This window comes from Leptolyngbya sp. AN02str (assembly GCF_050565595.1).
Taxonomy (GTDB): Bacteria; Cyanobacteriota; Cyanobacteriia; order Elainellales; family Elainellaceae; genus Kaiparowitsia.
In genome coordinates this window covers 181,492-201,170 of sequence record NZ_JBNXVR010000001.1, presented here as the reverse complement: position 1 = coordinate 201,170, position 19,679 = coordinate 181,492, and the positions used below count along the sequence as shown (strand labels likewise).

The 19,679-nt window shown below is 53.8% G+C and carries 17 protein-coding genes; 8 read left to right on the top strand and 9 right to left on the bottom strand.

Annotation, left to right across the window (positions count from 1 at the left end):
* Positions 1-79: 79 nt before the first annotated feature.
* The 4 genes from ruvA to aroF all read left to right on the top strand — a co-directional run bounded on the left by ruvA (position 80) and on the right by aroF (position 2,858).
* Positions 80-706 carry a Holliday junction branch migration protein RuvA gene (ruvA, locus tag ACQ4M4_RS00850; protein ID WP_430682548.1) on the top strand — a complete coding sequence of 209 codons (627 nt, stop codon included), beginning with the start codon at positions 80-82 and terminating at the stop codon, positions 704-706.
* Between the two features lie 77 nt (positions 707-783).
* Positions 784-1,053 (top strand): 30S ribosomal protein S15, encoded by a 270-nt coding sequence (gene rpsO / locus ACQ4M4_RS00845; RefSeq protein ID WP_430682547.1) that lies wholly within the window; start codon positions 784-786, stop codon positions 1,051-1,053.
* A gap of 6 nt (positions 1,054-1,059) precedes the next feature.
* Positions 1,060-1,608 (top strand): PAM68 family protein, encoded by a 549-nt coding sequence (locus ACQ4M4_RS00840; RefSeq protein WP_430682546.1) that lies wholly within the window; start codon positions 1,060-1,062, stop codon positions 1,606-1,608.
* A gap of 200 nt (positions 1,609-1,808) precedes the next feature.
* Entirely contained in the window at positions 1,809-2,858 is a 1,050-nt protein-coding gene (gene aroF / locus ACQ4M4_RS00835; RefSeq protein WP_430682545.1) for a 3-deoxy-7-phosphoheptulonate synthase, read from the top strand.
* Between the two features lie 112 nt (positions 2,859-2,970).
* Here the strand turns inward: aroF and ACQ4M4_RS00830 are convergent, their stop codons facing one another.
* The 3 genes from ACQ4M4_RS00830 to ACQ4M4_RS00820 all read right to left on the bottom strand — a co-directional run bounded on the left by ACQ4M4_RS00830 (position 2,971) and on the right by ACQ4M4_RS00820 (position 6,250).
* Positions 2,971-4,473: a hypothetical protein gene (locus ACQ4M4_RS00830; protein ID WP_430682544.1), complete on the bottom strand. Its 1,503-nt coding sequence runs from the start codon at positions 4,471-4,473 to the stop codon at positions 2,971-2,973.
* A 195-nt stretch (positions 4,474-4,668) separates the two neighbouring features.
* Positions 4,669-5,829 carry a HetZ-related protein 2 gene (locus ACQ4M4_RS00825; RefSeq protein WP_430682543.1) on the bottom strand — a complete coding sequence of 387 codons (1,161 nt, stop codon included), beginning with the start codon at positions 5,827-5,829 and terminating at the stop codon, positions 4,669-4,671.
* Positions 5,830-5,971: 142 nt separating this feature from the next.
* The gene (locus ACQ4M4_RS00820) at positions 5,972-6,250 is read right to left on the bottom strand and encodes a hypothetical protein (protein WP_430682542.1); all 279 of its coding nucleotides are present in this window, start codon (positions 6,248-6,250) and stop codon (positions 5,972-5,974) included.
* Positions 6,251-6,376: 126 nt separating this feature from the next.
* Here ACQ4M4_RS00820 and gatB point away from each other — a divergent pair, with 126 nt between their 5' ends.
* Positions 6,377-7,858 carry an Asp-tRNA(Asn)/Glu-tRNA(Gln) amidotransferase subunit GatB gene (gene gatB / locus ACQ4M4_RS00815; RefSeq protein ID WP_430682541.1) on the top strand — a complete coding sequence of 494 codons (1,482 nt, stop codon included), beginning with the start codon at positions 6,377-6,379 and terminating at the stop codon, positions 7,856-7,858.
* Positions 7,859-8,354: 496 nt separating this feature from the next.
* A complete protein-coding gene (ffh, locus tag ACQ4M4_RS00810) occupies positions 8,355-9,830 on the top strand; it encodes a signal recognition particle protein (protein WP_430682540.1) in 1,476 nt (491 codons plus the stop codon).
* Between the two features lie 319 nt (positions 9,831-10,149).
* On the opposite strand, the gene ACQ4M4_RS00805 is transcribed toward ffh, so the two are convergent.
* Together ACQ4M4_RS00805 and hisIE are read right to left on the bottom strand one after the other, a co-directional pair.
* The gene (locus ACQ4M4_RS00805; protein WP_430682539.1) at positions 10,150-10,788 is read right to left on the bottom strand and encodes a DUF3592 domain-containing protein; all 639 of its coding nucleotides are present in this window, start codon (positions 10,786-10,788) and stop codon (positions 10,150-10,152) included.
* Between the two features lie 178 nt (positions 10,789-10,966).
* Positions 10,967-11,626, bottom strand: coding sequence for a bifunctional phosphoribosyl-AMP cyclohydrolase/phosphoribosyl-ATP diphosphatase HisIE (hisIE, locus tag ACQ4M4_RS00800; RefSeq protein ID WP_430682538.1), 660 nt, complete (start codon positions 11,624-11,626; stop codon positions 10,967-10,969).
* Between the two features lie 419 nt (positions 11,627-12,045).
* On the opposite strand from hisIE, the gene ACQ4M4_RS00795 reads away from it, so the two are divergent.
* The gene (locus ACQ4M4_RS00795; protein WP_430682537.1) at positions 12,046-14,670 is read left to right on the top strand and encodes a hypothetical protein; all 2,625 of its coding nucleotides are present in this window, start codon (positions 12,046-12,048) and stop codon (positions 14,668-14,670) included.
* Positions 14,671-14,845: 175 nt separating this feature from the next.
* Here ACQ4M4_RS00795 and ACQ4M4_RS00790 read toward each other — a convergent pair whose 3' ends face one another.
* Positions 14,846-15,541 carry an SDR family NAD(P)-dependent oxidoreductase gene (locus ACQ4M4_RS00790; protein WP_430682536.1) on the bottom strand — a complete coding sequence of 232 codons (696 nt, stop codon included), beginning with the start codon at positions 15,539-15,541 and terminating at the stop codon, positions 14,846-14,848.
* Between the two features lie 14 nt (positions 15,542-15,555).
* Positions 15,556-16,230 carry a GNAT family N-acetyltransferase gene (locus ACQ4M4_RS00785; protein ID WP_430682535.1) on the bottom strand — a complete coding sequence of 225 codons (675 nt, stop codon included), beginning with the start codon at positions 16,228-16,230 and terminating at the stop codon, positions 15,556-15,558.
* A gap of 119 nt (positions 16,231-16,349) precedes the next feature.
* On the opposite strand from ACQ4M4_RS00785, the gene ACQ4M4_RS00780 reads away from it, so the two are divergent.
* Positions 16,350-16,946, top strand: a complete 597-nt coding sequence (locus ACQ4M4_RS00780) for a TetR/AcrR family transcriptional regulator (RefSeq protein ID WP_430682534.1) — start codon at positions 16,350-16,352, stop codon at positions 16,944-16,946.
* Between the two features lie 207 nt (positions 16,947-17,153).
* Here the strand turns inward: ACQ4M4_RS00780 and ACQ4M4_RS00775 are convergent, their stop codons facing one another.
* Both ACQ4M4_RS00775 and ACQ4M4_RS00770 read right to left on the bottom strand, forming a co-directional pair.
* Entirely contained in the window at positions 17,154-18,536 is a 1,383-nt protein-coding gene (locus ACQ4M4_RS00775) for an IctB family putative bicarbonate transporter (RefSeq protein ID WP_430682533.1), read from the bottom strand.
* 222 nt (positions 18,537-18,758) lie between these two features.
* Entirely contained in the window at positions 18,759-19,637 is an 879-nt protein-coding gene (locus ACQ4M4_RS00770) for a DNA/RNA non-specific endonuclease (protein ID WP_430682532.1), read from the bottom strand.
* Positions 19,638-19,679: the final 42 nt, after the last annotated feature.

The window sequence follows — 19,679 nt, the reverse complement described above, 5'->3', positions numbered from 1 at the left end:
GTGAACCGTCGGATGAGGTCGTGGCATCATCCAGTGCGATCGCCCCCGTTATTTTCGACTCTGTTTTGGGTTTCTGTTCATGATCACCTATCTCAAAGGCACCCTTGTCGGCATTCAAAAACTGAGCCCAACCCGCGTCATGGTGATTTTGGATGTGAACCAAGTGGGCTACGACATTCAGATTGTGCCGCGATTGCTGCAAACGTTTCCCAACATTGGGGAAGCGGTGCAAATTTTTACCCATTACCAAGTGCGAGACGAGCAGCCTGTTCTATTTGGCTTTGCGTCGATGCCAGAGCGCGACCTATTTCGGCAATTGCTCAGCGTCAGCGGAGTTGGCCCCCAGGTGGCGATCGCATTGTTGGATACTTTGGGGCTTCAGGAATTGGTACAAGCCATCGTCAGCAGCAACACGCGCCTGCTATCGCGCACGCCAGGTGTGGGAACCAAAACCGCTGAACGCATTGCGGTTGAGCTAAAAACCAAGCTGGCCGAGTGGCGATCGCAAACTGGCCTAGCCACCCTGCCCGAAGCAGGCCCCGTCACCAACGTCCAAGAAGAAGTGGAAATGACCCTCTTGGCTCTGGGCTATAGCACGAGCGAAATTTTACAAGCGCTCCGAGCCGTTGGCCAAGAAACCGCGATCGCCAAAACCGCCGACCCCGAAGTGTGGATTCGAGAAGCGATCGCTTGGCTCAGCCGCTAACCCCTAGCCCCTATCTCCTAACCCCTTTTCCTTGTGATATGATTGTTGATTGTATTTGGAGGGAATAACAGACCGCTATGGCGCTGCTGCAAGACACAAAACAAGAAATTATTTCTCAGTATCAGGTTCACGAAACTGACACCGGATCTGCCGATGTGCAGGTCGCCATGCTGACCGAGCGCATCAATCGCTTGAGCGCTCACCTAAAAACCAACAAGAAGGATCACGCTTCTCGTCGTGGCTTGCTCAAAATGATTGGTCAGCGCAAGCGTCTTCTGGCCTACATCAACAAACAAGACAACGATCGCTATCGGGCATTGATCACCCGTCTCGGCATTCGCGGTTAAAAGCTCATGGCTTCGAACTCTTCGTCCAATTCAGATAGTCAAGCTGGTAATAGTAAGCAGGATGGGGGCGATCGCAAGCCCCTTCCCTTTGAGCCAACTCGTCGCAAATCTGCCGACAAGCCGGCGAAGCGATCGCCAGCTCCAACACCATCACCCAGCGTGACATCCTCAGCCAAGCCGACCACGCCATCCAAGGCAAAACAGCCTGGGGCCAAGACTCGGCAGTCGGCTCTGGCCGCAGCGGGCATTCCCGACGTGGTGAGCAATCGGATGCTGCGCCGCATGGCTATTTTTTGTGGTGTGCCAACGGCGATGGGTGTTTCCTCCCTTTTTGTCAGCTACTTTTTGGTTACACAGGGCGTTCAGTTGCCCCATGTGGCGGTGCTGTTGGTGAGCTTGGGGCTATTTGGTTTGGGGGTGTTGGGCCTGACCTATGGCGCACTCTCAGCCTCTTGGGAAGACGAGGCTGGAAGTTTGCTAGGGGTACCCGAGTTTCGCCTTAACTTTGGGCGTATGGTGCAAACTTGGCGCTCTGCCAAAGATTCGACCAACTAACGATTCCAACGAACGGTTTATGTCAAAGAGATCGCTACCAAAACAGCGATCTCTTTGTTTTATCTGCAAACTCGTACTCATGATGAGTTTGTGCTGTCCTGCCATCATCCAAAGTCCGTGCTTAGAATGGATGAGACTGAAACCTTTTGGGTTTCGTATTTATCTCCTCAAGACTGAGCAGGTTGGACATGATTGTAGTGATGAAAGCAGGTGCACCTCAAGCAGAGGTTGATCGCTTAAGCGACGAGTTTCGCTCGCTGGGGCTATCTCCCGAAAAAATTGTGGGTAAGCACAAAACAGTATTGGGATTGGTCGGCGACACGGCCGAAATGGACGCGCTACAGCTGCAAGACCTGAGCCCGTGGATTGAAGCGGTGCTGCGGGTGGAAAAGCCCTACAAGCGCGTGAGCCGGGAATATCGCCATGGGGAATCCAGCGAGGTGGTCGTTTCCACACCGGATGGCCCAGTCACCTTTAGCCATCACCATCCCATTGTGGTCGTCGCCGGCCCCTGCTCGGTCGAAAACGAAGACATGATTGTGGAAACTGCTCGACGAGTCAAAGCGGCAGGAGCCAAGTTTTTGCGCGGAGGTGCATTCAAGCCGCGCACGTCGCCCTATGCATTTCAGGGCCATGGCGAGAGTGCGCTGGCTCTGCTGGATGCAGCTAAGCAGGCCACAGGGTTGGGCGTGATTACCGAGGTGATGGATGCTGCAGATATTGACATGATTGCTGAGGTGGCTGATGTGTTGCAGGTGGGTGCCCGCAACATGCACAACTTTTCGCTGCTGAAAAAGATCGGTGCACAGGATAAGCCCGTGCTGCTGAAGCGCGGCATGTCTGCCACGATCGACGAATGGTTGATGGCGGCAGAATATATTGTGGCGGCGGGAAACCCCAACGTGATTTTGTGTGAGCGGGGTGTGCGCACGTTTGACAATACCTATGCCCGCAATACGCTGGATTTGGCGGTACTGCCGGTGCTGCGATCGCTCACCCATTTGCCGGTGATGATTGATCCCAGCCACGGTACAGGTAAGTCGGAATATGTACCTGCGATGGCCGCAGCTGCGATCGCAGGCGGCACCGACTCGCTCATGATCGAAGTTCACCCCAACCCATCTAAGGCGTTGTCGGATGGTCCGCAATCGCTCACTCCCGATCGCTTTGACACGCTGATGGCGGAACTGGCCATCATTGGCAATGCCGTCAAACGGTGGGATGTTAAGCCTGCTCCTATTCCTGCTTAAAGCGGTTCAAGATCTCATGCAGCAGCTAGGGAGTGCTCAGTCTATGCTCCCTAGCTGTTTTGCTATCTGCTCTCACCTGCTCTGGAGTGCTGGTTGCTGAGAAATCGCAAGCCTAATGGTTGGTTGGGCGATCACCTTGGGACTCTGAGTCGGGTTCTTCTGCTTGCAGAGTTTCGATTTGATCTTCAATACTGCGAAGAAGCTGCTGAAGGGCTGGTAGAGCATCTAACCGAGCCGCCGCCATACCCGACTCATCGGCAGCGCGATCGCGAATTTCGTTCAGCTTGTTTTGCAACTGCCGCGCAATGCCCAACGCATCGCGTTCCAGAACTGCCATTTGCTGCTGCTTGTAAAACCGAAGGGCTGCCCCACGCAAAACTTGCAGCGTTGCCTCTTCGCCCTTAGCCGTTGGAATAAATCGAAAACGTAACAGCAACCGCTGCCGATTGTAGAGCCGCTCAATATCGATTTGTTTAACCCGTTCTACCGGAATGAGAGACAAACCTGCTAAGCGTTTAAGCTCGTGAATAAGACCCTGGAATACATGGCTATCTAGATGATCCAGCACCGATTGCAGCACGCCATCCTGGCTCCACAGCACCCGCCCATGCCCCGACTGCTGCTCAAAGTAGAGCCGCCCAATGCCTCCCACGAGCACACGGCCCAACAGCTCTTGCAGCATTTCGTTGGGGGCTAGGGTTGCTATCACCTCCATCGGGCTAGCCAGATATTGGAGCTGCACCTTAATTTCGGAAATGGGTTGTATGAGTGGAAACGGTTGCGCATTCTTGGCGGTTCCTGGCTGCTTTGGCTGGGATGCACCTGAAGGACGCATACTGGGGCGATCGCCCGTTTCATTCCTTGCTGCCATGCTGGAACTGCCCGTGCTGGAAGGCTCCTCATTGTCTGAAAACGTTGTGAGTGGAGCGTCGGACAGGGAAAAAACGGAGTCGATAGACGGCTCGGGAGCCCGCTGAGTCGAACGAGCTTGGGTCGGCAAGTCTTGCAGGGTCAGATCCATTGCCGCAGCGCTGCTGTTGTGATCTCGGCCCTTGGGCTGGGGTTCGTTTTCTAGCAGATCGGGACTGTCAACAATGAGCGTCGGCTGTACATCGGGATTGGGCTGCTCTTTGCGAGTACGGGCTGCTGGGCGATAGGTAGATTTGGCTGGTGGAGCCACACTTGGGCCAATCGCTGACTTTTTCCCCGCATGATTGAGATAAGCCGATAGGGCCGACTGCAAGGCCTGGGATGAAATGGCGTAAGTTGTGACTAAGTAGTTGTGGTACGCAACAATGCGGCGAACGTAGTCAGCAGCGCTGGTATCTGTGGGGTTAACCATGCCGAGCGAAATACGACTACCTTCGACATGCAGCGGCAGCACTTGATAGTACAGGCAAGCTTCGAACGGCAGAACGCCATCAATGAGCACAAACATTTGCGGCACATCAATGCGGTCCGCAAGTTCGGGTGGAAAGAAACTGTGAATATTGGGAGAAGAAGCACCAGTGGGGTTGGGCTCTCGATTACCCGAAATCGGCACCATGAGTTGCTGGGGAGGAGAGACTAGGTCGAAACGCCGACGATTGAGCGGAATTTTTTGAGAACACAACAAGTTGGGCCTCAAAAAATTCTTCTAGCAGATTTTATAAACTTGCTTGAGGTTGAAGCGCTATCCGGAACAATGAACGAAATTTAACAATCTGAAATATGACACCAGCTGAAATAAATATGACACCAGTTACAGTCGCACCAGTCGTGAGGCTGGTTCAACATGCCATAAGCGGCTGGTAGCGCCCAAAGCCAAGCTTTAGCTACTCGTTTCCAACGATGTGGACCCTGATGGTGAGGCGTTACGCCATTCGTAGGCCTCTAAGTAAAGTTTAGAGCATTCATTCTTGACTTGGTTAACCTTAAGATTTCGCTCTTGAGCGATCGCCTCGGTGGTTTTCCCAGCCTTGAGATCGTCAACTAACTGCCGTTGTTCGGGAGTGAGCTGCGCTTCGAACTGCTGCCACTGCTGGGCACTCATGCCAAAGTTATGTTCTGCTGAGGTTCCTAACCAGGCGGTAACGACCTCAGGCTGAATTTTAGAAGCAAAGACGTTTTTGGCGTGGTAGCTAATCTTTTCTCGCAGGCGATACACCTGCTTGATTGGCACATCCAGCTCTTTGGCGATCGCTTCCTGTGACTTGCCTTTGACGTGTAGCTCTAGCCATTGCGCCGCCATGGGATCAACCTTGTCTGCCAAATAGGTCAAAAATTCTTGCATGACCGTTTGACGGGCGGTTTGCTGCTCTGCCCAGGCTTGTTGTTCTTGATAGTCGGCCTGAGCTTGCAAATCGAGCAGGCTGAGCGATCCATCAGTATCGTCGGACGTGATTTCTTCTGAGACTAGGCGCACGAGGTCCCCGCCGGGAACCTGAGTCATGCCGCCCCGGTGCGATCGCCGTAGGTAGTTCACAAAGCGGTAGATGATCAGCGGCTGGTTGCGAATGGGCCGCAGGCAATATTCCTCAATGCTGGTGAGCAGTAGAGCATTACGCAAACGTGGATTGGGAGTGCATTCGGCGATCCAGTCAATTTGCTGGCGAATGTAGCGATCGCTCTGAATCAGCTCTTGAATGACTTCTTGCAGCACATCCATCACCGTTCGCTGGCGATCGCGCGACAGCGATACCCACGTGCGAATTTTGCTGCGAATGAGAGACAGGCTGGCCAACCGTTTGAGCAAGCTGCGATAAGCCGTGTCTTGTGGCACATTCAAATACCGCTGTTGCAAAATGCGGTAGCGATAATCCATCGCCTGTTGCAATACCAACAGTTGTGCTGGCGGCAAATCGTCAAACCGCTGTTCATCTTCTCCGATCAGCCAACGGATGATTCCGTTCTGTGTTGCCAAAGGCTGATCTGGATAGTCGGTTTCCAGACGAACTTGCCACTCTTGTCTCAGTTCTTCAGCCCGTGACATGAAGAAAAAACCTCAGCACTTTTGCAAAACAGGTTGAAATGAAAGGTCGGTAAAGAGCTTGGAAGGGGATGACACTTCACTTTAGTACATCCCGGCCATTCCAGAGATCTTCTCTTCGGGGAACCCAACTGAAACGTTACGACTAGGAGTTGGGTTCCCCATCATCGGCTTCTTGAATGGCAATGACAAACTGTTGCAAAGTTTCAGTGACCTGTGCCATGCGGGCCAAGGCGGCATCTTGATTTTCGGCTAGGGTTTGTACGGCATCGCTCAGCGCAAAAATCTGATAGCCCTGCTGCTGTACTTGTTTCGCCAAGATGTCGAGGTGTTCCGACAGCTTATCAATGGTTTCCGTGCTGGCTAAAACGGCCTCACCAATTTGTTGAACTAACGCTTCCAAGCGTCCCGACTGCCCATCCAAGCTAGTTTTTCCCCACTATTCAAGCGACGATTCCATCGAACGTATGTTCAAGGGTACTGCAACTTGATGCAATTGAATCCCATAATGATTGAATAGCGATCGCACCACGAGGACGAATTCAGGACTATGACCTCTGCTGCTCCTGCAAAAACGCAATACGAAGCGGTAATTGGCTTGGAAACCCATTGCCAGCTGAGCACGAATACCAAAATTTTTTCCAACAGTTCTACCGAGTTTGGCTCTGACCCCAACACCCATATCGATCCGGTGTGTATGGGCTTGCCTGGTACGTTGCCCGTACTCAACCAAACCGTGCTGGAATATGCCGTGAAGGCGGGCCTGGCGCTGAATTGCCAAATTGCGCCCTACAGTAAGTTCGATCGCAAGCAGTATTTCTATCCCGACCTGCCCAAGAACTATCAAATTTCTCAGTACGACTTGCCCATTGCCGAGCATGGCTGGCTTGAAATTGAGCTGGAAGAAGACGGCAATCTTGTCCGCAAGCGCATTGGGATCACCCGTCTGCATATGGAAGAGGATGCGGGCAAGCTGGTGCATGGCGGCAGCGATCGCCTATCGGGGTCAACCTACTCGCTGGTGGACTACAACCGGGCGGGGGTGCCCCTGGTGGAAATTGTGTCGGAGCCAGATTTGCGCAGCGGGGCCGAAGCCGCCGAGTACGCGCGCGAGCTGCGGCGAATCATGCGGTATCTTGGCGTGTCGGATGGCAACATGCAGGAAGGCTCGCTGCGCTGTGATGTCAACATCTCCGTACGCCCCGTTGGCAGCGACACCTTTGGCACCAAGGTAGAAATCAAGAATATGAACTCGTTCAATGCCATTGAGCGAGCCATTAACTACGAGATTGAACGGCAAATTGCGGCGATCGAAACGGGCGATCGCATTGTGCAAGAAACGCGCCTGTGGGAAGAAGGTGCCCAGCGTACCATTAGCATGCGGGTCAAGGAAGGCTCTAGCGATTATCGCTATTTCCCTGAGCCCGACTTGGGGCCGATTCAAGTGTCCAACGAGCAACTGGGCCAGTGGAAATCGGAACTGCCGGAACTGCCAGCTCACAAGCGTCACCGCTACGAAGAGGAATTGGGCCTTTCCTCCTATGATGCGCGGGTACTCACCGATGACCGGGCGATCGCCGACTACTTTGAGGCAACGCTGGCGGCGGGTGCACCTGCCAAGCAAGCCGCCAACTGGATCATGGGCGACATTAGCGGCTACCTCAATAATGAGAAGAAAACCATCTCCGAGTTGCCGCTTACACCCGCTTCCCTCGCTGAAATGATTGACTTAATTGAAGACAACACCATCAGCACCAAAATCGCCAAAGATATTCTGCCAGAACTGCTGGTTCAAGGTGGTTCTGCCAAAGCTTTGGTGGAAAGCAAAGGGCTGGTGCAGGTCTCAGATCCAAAGGTGATTGAAGAGGCGATCGCCCAAGTGATGGCCGATCATCCCGATGAGCTAGAGAAGTATCGCGGTGGCAAGACCAAGCTGCTGGGCTTCTTTGTTGGCCAAGTTATGAAGCGCACAGGTGGACGGGCCGATCCCAAACTCACCAACCAGCTATTGGCCAAAATGCTGCAAGGCTAGACCCGTCGCACATCGGCCAGTAGAGCAAACCTCGCATAAAACCGGGCTAAACAGTAGACCTCCTGCATAAATCCTTCAAAAAGCCATTTGTGCATGAGGCCTGCTCATTTCGATGAATAGACTGGTATGAAACAGGCACCTCTTTGGGGTGCTTTTTGTTGGGAATCTTGATGAATCAGACGATTCGCAATCAACCAAATCGGTGATCCCATGACCGCCTTTCCCCCCCCAATACATCAGCTCAATCGCAAAAAACCTTGAACTTCTATCAGAGATTTTGATAGAAGTTCAAGGTTTTTGCTTGGAGGGGGTGTCACCCCCCACCCCTGAGATGTCATAATGTGCTAAGTAGATGCACCCTGATGGTAGGGAGAGTTTGTTTATCGCTCTCCCTTTTTTTTGCATCATCCCACACCTCAGCTCAAACGCGCGATCGACAAAATGCAGAGCAATAGCTTCTAGAATGGATCGAAGCGGTAGTTCTATGAAGTAGCTCATGTTTGAAGCCCTTTCCGATCGCCTCGAAGTAGCCTGGAAAAAGCTCCGGGGGCAAGACAAGATTTCAGAAGCCAATATTCAGGAAGCCCTGCGCGAGGTACGGCGTGCCTTGTTGGAGGCCGATGTCAACCTGCAAGTGGTGAAAGAGTTTGTTGCCGAGGTGCAGGAAAAGGCTCAAGGAGCCGAAGTCATCTCTGGTGTTAGCCCTGCGCAGCAGTTCATCAAAATTGTGAACGATGAGCTGGTGTCGGTCATGGGCGAAGAGAATGTTCCCCTAGCCAAGGCCGATGCTGCCCCCACTATTGTGCTGATGGCGGGTTTGCAAGGAACCGGTAAAACAACGGCGACTGCCAAGTTGGCCTTGCACCTTCGCAAGCAAAACCGCAACACGCTCCTGGTTGCTACGGACGTGTATCGTCCTGCGGCGATCGACCAGTTGATTACCCTGGGTAAGCAAATTGACGTGCCCGTGTTTGAGCTGGGGTCTGATGCGAATCCGGTGGAGATTGCACGACAGGGTGTCGCCAAGGCCAAGGAAGACGGTGTTGATACGGTCATTATTGACACGGCGGGCCGTCTGCAAATTGACCAGGACATGATGGCCGAGCTGGCCCAAATCAAAGAAACTGTGCAGCCCCACGAAGTGCTGCTGGTGGTGGATGCCATGACAGGCCAGGAAGCCGCCAACCTGACGCGCACCTTCCATGAACAAATTGGCATTACCGGTGCCATTCTTACCAAAATGGATGGCGACACGCGCGGGGGCGCGGCTCTGTCGGTTCGGCGCATTTCGGGCCAGCCCATCAAGTTTGTGGGGGTGGGCGAAAAAGTGGAGGCCCTGCAGCCTTTCTACCCCGATCGCATGGCTTCGCGAATTTTGGGCATGGGTGATGTGCTCACGCTGGTCGAAAAAGCCCAGGAAGAGGTGGATTTAGCCGAAGCTGAAAAGCTATCGCAAAAGATCCTGGAAGCCCAGTTTGACTTCAACGACTTTTTGAAACAGACGCGGTTACTTAAAACCATGGGTTCGCTGGGTGGCATCGTTAAGATGATTCCTGGCCTGAACAAAATTTCCAGCGACCAGCTAGAGCAGGGAGAAGAGCAGCTAAAGCGGGCTGAATCGATGATCAATTCCATGACGATTGAGGAGCGTAAGAACCCCGACTTGTTGGCCAGTTCTCCCAGTCGTCGCAAGCGCATTGCCAAGGGCTCGGGTCGCGATCTAAACGATGTGAGCAAGCTGGTGAGCGACTTCCAAAAAATGCGCACCCTGATGCAGCAAATGGGCAAAGGCCAGTTTCCTGGAATGCCGGGAATGGGAATGCCAGGGATGGGCGGTATGCCAGGAATGCCAGGAATGGGCGGGCCGATGGGGCAAGGTCCAATGCCGGGATTCCGAGGATATCCGGGTGCGGGCGGCCCAGCCAAAAAGAAAAAGAAGGACAAGAAGAAGAAGGGATTTGGCTCGCTGTAGCAGCTAACTTGGAATATGAATCCTGTGCAACCCGAGTTTTGGATAAGCTGAAGTACCCCTTTTTGCGTGCGCGGCGTGTGCAAAAAGGTTTTTCTGTGCGCGTCGCGCAAACCTCAGAAAAACCCTTAACCGAAACTGACGTTGTGTAGGGTGCGTCTGCCAGGGAAGTGAATCTTCCATAACCCCAGTGTTGGGTCAGGGCTGGTCTGAGGGCGGTGTAGCGCATAACCTCAGGCCAGTCCATTTGTGCGTGCGCATTGCGCAGGAATGGGCGCTTCGGCTGACGCAGAACTAACGTTACATAGAAGTTACGTAGACGTTACAGATTGGATGACGATTTTGGGCGGACAGGCCTGAGCAGGCTGAACACTGCGATGGAAATGGTGAGAAATATGAGCCCGATCGCTCCGGTGATCATGGTGGGGAGCCATAGCAGAATGTTGCTGCCTAGGGAGTCAATCCGGGCTCGCTGGGGGCGCTCCGGATTGTATCGGATGGTGACGGCTTCGCCGGGATTATGAGATGGGGGCCAGCTGCCCTCATTGAGCTGAACGGTTTGTACGCCCTGCTCTGGGATGGCGAATTCTACTTTGGGGTAGTAGTATTCGTCGCCATCGGAATCACGGCGGGGCACTAGCTCAATCACACGACCTGGGGCGGTCACTTCGCTGGTGAGGGTGCGGTGGGCAAAGACGCCCGTTGCTGTAGCGATCGCCAGCAGTAACACCGACACGCCAAAAAAGATGCCCGTAAATAGGTTGAAGCCGCCTTCGACCTGGACCTCTGGGGTCGTCAGGTCATCCCACGGTTGCACCATCAGCCGCATCATGACAGCGCGATCGCCCGGATCAACCACTTCGTGTGCATGGTCATACCGAACTCCATCAATTTCAAACGCAACCACTTCTCGCTGCTCGTTGAGCAGGATGGAATATTTTTTGTAGTTGGAGCTGTACATACGAACTTGACCTGTGTGGCGTGGCCAGCGAGGACATACGATCGCCCCCACCAGCTTCTATCGTGTTTGATCGGCTCATGGGGTTTGGATTGTTTGAGAACCGTTGCTGAGCCAAGGTTCTCAAACAATCCCTGGGTTAACCAACTTGGCGATTGCGATTGTGTGCGATTGTGCCTCTTTACCGGCGACGCTCTTGCAGCTTGCGATAGACTGCTCGCACATCAACGTTGTGGTGCGCTAGAGCTACCAGGGTGTGGTACAACAGGTCGGCAACTTCGCCTGCGATCGCCTCGGGATCATCATCTTTGCAGGCCATCACCACTTCTGCTGCCTCTTCGCCAATTTTCTTCAAAATTTTGTTGTCCCCCCCGGCCAACAGTTTGCATGTGTAGGAATCGGGGTTGGGGTGTTGCTGGCGATCGCGCACCACCTGATAGACCTGCGACAGCATATCGGCGGGTGGAGGCACAATGCCGCCATCCACCTGATGGAAGCAACTCCGCTCTCCCGTGTGGCAGGCAACATCCCCAAATTGCTCTACAGTAATCAGCAAAGCATCGCTATCGCAGTCGTAGCGAACCGATTGCACCTTTTGCAAATGGCCCGAAGTTGCCCCCTTGTGCCATAGCTCTTGGCGCGATCGGCTCCAAAACCAGGTTTCGCCCGTTTCCAACGTTTTTTGCAGCGACTCCTGGTTCATCCACGCCATCATCAGCACCGCTCCATCAAGATAATCCTGAACGATGGCGGGCACTAACCCCTGGTCGTTGTAGCGAATTTGGTCAAGGGGCACGGCCTGTTGAAAACTGTGCGATTGAACAACATGATCCACACTCATGGCTGGGTTGCGCTTTGCTGCATTGCGAAAAGATGTGCGTCTCCCATGCTATCAAGCGATGGTGCCTCGCCTTTGGTGAAGTGGCGTCGAGTGACCAGAGCAATTGCCCATGCGGCTGTTAAAGTTGCAAATTGTTGAGAAAATCACCATTGTTCAACAAATCCTCTGCGCCACAGATCTAGTAGTGGGATAGACTTAAATCCATATTTTGTGCGTTGCGGTGCATCCACATCTAGTTACACTCTGCAACAGTTGGGCCAAGGAGCCAATCGCCACCGATCGCAACCCCTGCATTGGTTTGGTGAACAAGCTGTAAATCTTTCGATTTTGCTTTACAGGATAAAGTCAATCGTCTACAGTTCCCCTAGCTTCTAGCTCCTAACTTTGTACACCTATGTTCCTTCGCGCTGAGGTTTGAGATGGCGTTTTGGGAATTTCTCATCCAAAAAGAAGGCGATCGCTCCTGGTTGCCGCTCGAATCTCCTGATGTGGAGATTTTGGAGGGACGCTACCGCGTGGTAGCTCGCACCAGCCGGCTCAACACTCCGGTCGATATTCGCATTACCCATGTGGATGAGGAAGACGACAACCCCAAGCACCGCGTTCAAAAGCGAACGGGCACAACCAATCCAGAAGGATTGATCGTGGTTGTGCCGTTTGTGGAATTGACTCCGGGTTCCTGGGAGTTACGCTGTACTGGTGACCTGATGGCCGACATGATGGGTCAGGGTTGGCAATACGCGGTGAAATTGCAAGTATTGCCGCTGGGAGTAGATGTGCCCGAAGACTGGGATGCCGACTGGCATGGGGATTTTGGCATGGTCGCCTTGCCTGATGAAACACCGAACACTCTACAAATTGAGCCAGATCAGCCCATCCTAGAGCTAGACGATCGCCCCGACGAGGTCATTGCTCAACCCATTGCTGTTCCGCCTGTAGAAGCGACCGGAATTAAAGAGCTAGCCAGCCGAGTGCAAAAGATACTGGCCAAGGCCGAAGCCGAAGCCACGGAAGCGGTGGACTCGGTTATGGATGTGTTCGATTCTGCGGTGGAGCCGATTGTTGCAATGGAAGGAGCGGGCGAAAACGGAAGTAACGCCAATGCGACAGGCATTCATGATGTAGATATTCATGATGCAGTCATTCATGGGACTGATACAGATGGGGCACGCAGAGATGAAATCGCTTTAGACATGCCGGAATCTGAACTATCCGAGTCGCTGATGCAGGCTGAACCGTTGTTGGAAACTGTTGAGTCTGAACCTGCGATCGCAGCTTCATCATCTCGTGAAGAGCCGACCGCCGAGGTCTATGAGGATCTGGCGGATGAGCCGCTTACCCCTGAGCAAGTGTTGGCTGCGATCGCCGCAGTTGAGGCTGAGGTCAAGGCCGCGCTGCCGCCCCAAGAGCCCGTTAGCCCTCTGCGTGCCGTTCACATTCCCCAACCGGAAACCTTGAGCCTACAGCTAGAGCAAGACTACTTTACGGCGCGCCCCCGTGAGGAGATTACTCTCACAGGTCACATCAACACTTCCGATACTAGCGAACCGTTAGCCCATTTGCCGCCGGTGATGTTGCGAATTACTTTGCGCAATCCCAACAGCGGCGAGGTGCTTGTTAGCATGCGGCGATCGCTCACCTCCCGACAAATTCCCTGTCCTTTTTCGTGCACCCTAACGCCACCCCCTGTGCAAACTAGCCTGCTTGTGGGCGATATTGCGCTGATGAGCTTGGCGGGAGACGAACCAACCCCCATCGATAGCCACGGGTTCTCCATTTCGGCTGACTTGGAGCAGCTATTGGAGGCGATCGCCAACCAATATAGCGGGGAAGATGAACTAGGAGAGGCCGAAGACGAGATTACGCGGGTTGATGAAACCTTTTTGAATTTGACGGCGCAACCCGTTGTGCCATTTGTCGATTTGCAGCCTGCAACGGGTCAAATTTTGCCGCCTCAGCTGTATCGCCCCAGACCCAGTGCAGAGCCTATGAAGGCATTGCAATTGCCGCTTGTGCCCACTCGCCCACCGGCACCGCCCAGCCTGTTTGATGCGCTGCCCCCTGTGGATTCTGGTGTGTTGCCAGAAGCACCTGCGATCGCCGATCAGGCCATGGCGGATCAAGCGATGGCAGATCAAGTCCCAGAGGTGACCAAGGTGGCTGGTGCGATCGCCGGAGTCGATGCTCAAAGTGTTCCATCTGTTGAGCCTGCTGCAAAAGATCGCATTGCCGATATTCCCACGGCCTGGAATACCTTCCAAACTGTGTTTAAGGCTCCAAGTTTGCCCCTGGCAAGCCCTGTCATTGCCCCCAGGCCTCCTGTGCAAGTGGAAGTGCCCCCCTCGCCTGAAGATCAGGCGTTTCAAGCGTTAAACCTGCAAACTCGGTTTTTGGCACGGCTCAGTGCCCTCGCGGCCGATGCTGAATTCACCCATAATTTGTGGTCTGATCCCGCAGCTGCGGCTCATGCCAACGCATCGCCATCCGGGGCAATTGTGCCCGTTCCCTCGCCTGAGGCTGCACAGGCTGCGGGCGAGCCTCGCCCACCGGAGCCCTTGCGCTTCATTCCGCCGGAAATTGTGATCGATGACGAAACGCTGCTGCCGCCCTTCCGCACGGCAAGCTTGTTCCGTCTGCATGAACATACGGCAGAAGCAAAGCCGATTACCCTGCCAGAAGATGAGCCGGTGCCTGCACCCCGGGTGCACCTAGCAAATACGGAATTGGTATCGGGCGATCGCGTTGAAGTGGGCCTGAGCATTCCCAACCTGCCTGTTCGCATGGCAATCAAATTTTGGATTCAGGACTGTCAGTCGCGCCAAATTTTGGATGGCCCCCGCTGGCTGATGAACTTGGCCCCTAATGCGTATGGCGAACTCGAAGCTTGGGCATCGGTCACCATTCCGCCCGGTTGCTTGGAGTTAGAGTTTGGTGCGATCGCCGTGGAAGTGAACACCCAGCGCGAAAGCCGCAAAACCACCATCGAGCGCCGAATTATGCCGCCCAACCTGCCGATACTTTCATTTGATGAGCTAGAAATTTAGGGTTGGTATGGTTCCCCGCTGCCCTGCTGCTGATGTGGATGAGCGGCAGGTTGGGATGAGCGGTAACTCCCATGGTTGCGTGGGCAATGCAAGGCGCGCGAGATACGGGTCGGGTGTGTGGCGTCTACTTCTGGGGTAGACCGCCACACACCGCTGATGGAGGCTCTTCAGTTGGTTAAGCTCCCTCTCCTAACATGGCTGGAACGTCAATTTCTTTCACGCAGGTGGCCCGTGATAGAGAGAGAACGCAGTCCAGAATGGACAGCAAATCGCTAAGAGGCATTGCTTCACCGCCGGTTAGATTCTCTGCTGCCAGATCTTCCAACACTTCAGGAGTGCCAACATTGCCAGGGTTAATGACCGTTACCCCGATTTGTTGCGATCGCAACTCTTTCCGCAAGGAATGTACCACCCCCCGTAGGCCAAATTTAGATGCACTATTGGCAACTTCCCGTCCGGGAAAATTATCTCGACCTGACAGCGACCCCATGAAAATGATTTTGGGATTGTTCGATTTGCGTAGGGCAGGCAGGAGTGCTTTTACTAACCGAATTGGCGCGACTAAGTTGACAGCAATCACGCGCACAATATCTTCATCAGAACAGGTCTCGAAGCGGTATTGAGGGGTAAATGCTTGGGTTTCCCAAGTTCCACCCATGTATAGCAACGCATCCAAAGCATCATTTCCAATCGCTGTGGTAACGGTTTCTATGCCTGCTGGATCAGACAGATCTGCCTGCACCCATTCGCCCACGGGAGCCGTCGTCCGAGACACTGCCAATAGGCGATCGCACTGTTCTACCAAATGGTCTGCCACTGCAAGGCCAATGCCACGACTGGCACCTGCAACCAGAATGGTCTTAAAGGGCACTGCTGTTCTCCTCTTTAGTTCAGGCGTAAACCAAACTTTGTAATTCCTGGAAATTCGATATTCAGTTGTTCCAAAAAGTAATCGGCGTAAAAGGTTTGATAGGGCTTAAATCCAATGGATTCATAGGTATGGCGAGCGACCTCATTGCCGTTAATCACCATAATTCCAGCAAACTCATGCTGCTGCGATCGCCCCACTTCTAGCAAAGCTCTAAGTAACACTTTGCCAAAGCCCTGCCCGCGCGCCTCGGGTAATACCGCCACGTTTTCAATGATCCAGGTTGCTTGGGGAGTGAGGAAGATTGGCTGCAAATCGCCCCCCCAAAGTGCCATGTAGCGATCTTGAAAGGTGGTTAGGGCTTCACCAGACCAATTCAACTCTTGGGCGATCGCCTCTAGCCGCGACAAACGCAAAGGACAGTAGTCTTCTGGACTAGGCACAAAGCCTGATGCCGCTGCAACAGGTTGGCCGTGTGCCTCCAAAACTAGAAAATCTGCCACGTTGCCCCAGTTGGAAGCATCGGTTCTTAGCTCTGCCTCAATAAACTGCAAGGCCGTAGTGCCAGTTCCATCCAACAGGCTTTCCCAAAAGCAGTGATTTAACGGGGGCAAAGAAGCCTCGTACTCAATCCTGGCCAGGAATGGAATATCAGCGGTTGTGGCTTGCCGGGTGCTTAATGTGGTTGACATGGTGACTCCTGCGAGAGTGCCTCTGCAAAAGATACAATCTGTATGTATCTAAACATAGGGATTGCCTCCGTTCTTGTCAAGATACATTCTGTCTGTATGTTAAATTTGAACAATTGATCATGCCTGTCAAGTTGACCAAAGCTGAGCAAACTCGCCGCACTCGCCGCGCAATTCTCGATCGGGCGCGCCACCTGTTTGCAACCAAGGGGTACGCCGCTACCGGAACGGAGGAAATCATTCGCGAATTGGGAGTGACGCGGGGAGCCTTGTATCACCAATTTGGCGATAAGTTGGGGGTGTTTAAGGCGGTGATCGTAGAAGCCTATGATGAGATCGCGGCTTACATTCAGGCGAAGGTGCAGCTGCTTGACCAAAACTGGCAGCAGCTGATCGTTGGCTGTCAGGCATTTCTAGAAGTGGCTCACCAAGAGGAACTGCGACGCCTGGTTTTCATTGAGGCTCCGGCGGTTTTGGCGGCAGATGACTTGGTAGAGCTGGATCAATATGGTTTTGGCTTGCTCTATGCGTCGATTCAGCTTGCGGTAGCAGAGGGTGAGCTAGACACAATCGATGCAGAGGGTTTTGCTCACTTGGTCAATGGTTCGCTGAATGACCTGGCGGCCTGGGTTGCCCAATCCAATGATCCTAATCGGCTAAAAACAGCACAGTCTTTGATTGAAACGTTACTGGTGCGACACCGCAGTTCACGTAACTGAACAGATTTCAGATCAATCGAATGTCACATCACGACTTGGCGATCGCCATCGTCTCATGAACGCGCTGCTGGCTCTCATGGGCTGAAGTTTGCTCACAACCCCGTTACCTGGCTCATGCAAGTCAATAGTCCGGAGCAAGTCCAGGGCATGAGCTGCTGTGTTTGACTGCCGAGCTTCTCGTGAACTGAAGGCCGATAGGTCTGGCTTTTATTCTCCAACCTCTGCGCCTTCACTCCAAAAGGGGTAGTAGCTGGCAACTAGAGAGAGCATGAGCCACCATAGCGTGCTGATTTGAGGACGGAACCAAACGGTATCGACAAGACCGTGAGCCAGCATTCCTACCATGGAGGCGATCGCAGCGATTAGCCAAAATGCATCCCAATTGTTGCCCTGGCGCAACGCTTGAATGCGCCGCCAGCCCTGAGTAAAGGTGACCGTTAGCAGCCACAGGAAGCAGGTTAGGCCAATCACCCCCGTTTCTACCAAAATTTCCAGCAGTACTGAGTAGGCACTGAGGGCGGTGTAGCCCGCCCGCTGGTAGCGCGGGTAGATGAGATTAAACGCATTATTGCCGGGGCCAATGCCCAAGATGGGGCGATCGCGAATCATATCCTGCACCGCCGCCCACACATTCAGCCGAAAATTGTTGCTGCTATCGGCCCGACCCACAAAAATGCTCATAACGCGATCGCGCAGGGGAGCCACTGCCACCACCGCCACCACCACAAACGCTGCCGACAGCCCCAGCACAATGGGCACCGCCCACCGCCGCCAAAAGCGCGGCAAATACACACTGAGCCAATGCGCCAACATCAGTACAAAGGCAAACCCAGCTACCACATAGCCAATCCATCCACCCCGGCTAAAGGTCAGCACCAGGCATGCCGAGTTGATCAGCGTTAGCACAACCGCCAGCGCCTTGGGTAACCACCGCTTCCAAACAAACACCGCCGCCGCACTAAACATGCAGGCCGGAATGAGATAGCCTGCTAGCAGATTGGGGTTGCCCAAGTAGCTGTACACCCGCGTTGTTCCCGCCAGGGTGGATTGAGCATCGACCCAGGTGGCCAAGGCTTGCGCTCCAAAGAACCACTGCCGCAAGCCAAACACGCTCACGACCGTGGTGGTAAGCAAATACAGCGTCAACACCGATGACCGCAATCGGGGCGATCGAAGCACTCGCGCCATGAGCAAAAACAGCACAATATTCAGCGTGAGTTTGGCTAAACCTGCTGCGGCTGCCGTTTTGACGGGAGAGACCCCCGTTGCCACCAGCGAAATAAACCAATAGGCGAACACCAATACGTGAATTGGCGTAAACCCAGGGCGATTTTCATCGGACAGAGTCAGCAGAACCCAATAGGCTCCGCACGCCGCCATCAAAATCCCAATCAGCGCTGTCGAAACAAACGGAGCCAGCACCAATACCAACGCCACCAGCGCCGCCCCCAACGGTTCGCTCCACTGCATGAGCCAGCTTCCCTGCCGCCATCCATACAGCGAACCGACCAACCGATGCAAATAACTGGATTTGACCCATTGCTGCACGGGCACCGTTGCAAAGGTAAAAGATTGCCAAACAGAGTTCATAAAACCGGGAGGCCCGTGTGGGGATTAAGTGGCGTTCATCAATATGGATAGTACCAAACGGGAGGCATGTCGGAGTGGGGGAGTCGGGAGTCGGGAGTCGGGGAGGGACTAGGAGTTTGGGGCTAGGGGCTAGAGATTCAAAGACAAATACGGAACCCGCGTTGCTCTGAACGCAATCCAGAATCCGCAATCCAAAATCCAAAACCCGCAATCCCAAATCCGCTACTGGGTATCAGTCTGAGTCTCCAACACAGCTTGTATACCGACTGGTAACTCCGACAAAAAGTTGTATCCCGTTACCTGCTCAATCAAATCAACTGATCGCCGATAGCTTTGCCAAGAAGTCTCTCGGATGCCTTGTTGGTTGGGCATGATGACTGCGATCACTCGGGTGTCGTTGGTGACATCTGCCAGGGTCATGCCTGGACGATCCAGGACTACAACAATTTTCCAGGTAAGGGCAGGCACCGTAATCCGATCGTTGCCAATGCGATCGCGACTGCCTCGTGATCCAACGCCGCCCACCTCCGACGAGCCAGCAATGATGTAAAGCTCCTTCCCTTGCCGTACGAGATCACGACAATAGCTTTCCAACCGTTCCCAAGGCCCCTGGTTGTTGTCCGGTGCTTGGGGAATGATGTTGGTCATCAAAAACACGGCTTGGGAATCCGTGCGGGTGCGATTGCGATCGGCGGCTGGTACTAAGTGCCCCCGATCAAAGCCGCTGCCAGTGTAGTCGTTGGTGGTGACCTGATACCATCCCGTTGGCAGGCTCGTGTCGGGCATAAATTCAGAGCGCGGTTCGCTGCCCAACCAGTCTCGGTTGAGCTGCCAACTCACCCAATTGGCAATGCCCTTTTCGCGGTTGTAGGACATGGCATATTGCGATCGCACAATCAGGTAGTTGTTCTCATGGTGTGGACTTGGCACCGCTTCGCTGGGGTTGCCAAACAATAAATGAGGGGTCGCGGGTGCTTCTGGTTCGGTGGGAGTCAGCACACTGCAGCCCAGAACTAATCCACCACAGGCGATCGCCAACCCCGCCCACGATACGAATCGATGCCAGGTGAATCGCCGCCAGCCAAACGAATGCCAAGCCATGAGCCAACTACGCCTCAAGGATTTTTGGGGTAATGTTCTTGA

What these genes read in the sequence shown, in the direction of transcription:
- rpsO (WP_430682547.1), top strand. Translation starts at nt 784, where the DNA reads ATGGCGCTGCTGCAAGACACAAAACAAGAAATTATTTCTCAGTATCAG.
- aroF (WP_430682545.1), top strand. Translation starts at nt 1,809, where the DNA reads ATGAAAGCAGGTGCACCTCAAGCAGAGGTTGATCGCTTAAGCGACGAG.
- ACQ4M4_RS00840 (WP_430682546.1), top strand. Translation starts at nt 1,060, where the DNA reads ATGGCTTCGAACTCTTCGTCCAATTCAGATAGTCAAGCTGGTAATAGT.
- hisIE (WP_430682538.1), bottom strand. Translation starts at nt 11,626, where the DNA reads ATGAGTGTGGATCATGTTGTTCAATCGCACAGTTTTCAACAGGCCGTG.
- ACQ4M4_RS00785 (WP_430682535.1), bottom strand. Translation starts at nt 16,230, where the DNA reads ATGTCAACCACATTAAGCACCCGGCAAGCCACAACCGCTGATATTCCA.
- gatB (WP_430682541.1), top strand. Translation starts at nt 6,377, where the DNA reads ATGACCTCTGCTGCTCCTGCAAAAACGCAATACGAAGCGGTAATTGGC.
- ACQ4M4_RS00770 (WP_430682532.1), bottom strand. Translation starts at nt 19,637, where the DNA reads ATGGCTTGGCATTCGTTTGGCTGGCGGCGATTCACCTGGCATCGATTC.
- ACQ4M4_RS00805 (WP_430682539.1), bottom strand. Translation starts at nt 10,788, where the DNA reads ATGTACAGCTCCAACTACAAAAAATATTCCATCCTGCTCAACGAGCAG.
- ACQ4M4_RS00825 (WP_430682543.1), bottom strand. Translation starts at nt 5,829, where the DNA reads ATGTCACGGGCTGAAGAACTGAGACAAGAGTGGCAAGTTCGTCTGGAA.
- ruvA (WP_430682548.1), top strand. Translation starts at nt 80, where the DNA reads ATGATCACCTATCTCAAAGGCACCCTTGTCGGCATTCAAAAACTGAGC.
- ACQ4M4_RS00780 (WP_430682534.1), top strand. Translation starts at nt 16,350, where the DNA reads ATGCCTGTCAAGTTGACCAAAGCTGAGCAAACTCGCCGCACTCGCCGC.
- ACQ4M4_RS00775 (WP_430682533.1), bottom strand. Translation starts at nt 18,536, where the DNA reads ATGAACTCTGTTTGGCAATCTTTTACCTTTGCAACGGTGCCCGTGCAG.
- ACQ4M4_RS00795 (WP_430682537.1), top strand. Translation starts at nt 12,046, where the DNA reads ATGGCGTTTTGGGAATTTCTCATCCAAAAAGAAGGCGATCGCTCCTGG.
- ffh (WP_430682540.1), top strand. Translation starts at nt 8,355, where the DNA reads ATGTTTGAAGCCCTTTCCGATCGCCTCGAAGTAGCCTGGAAAAAGCTC.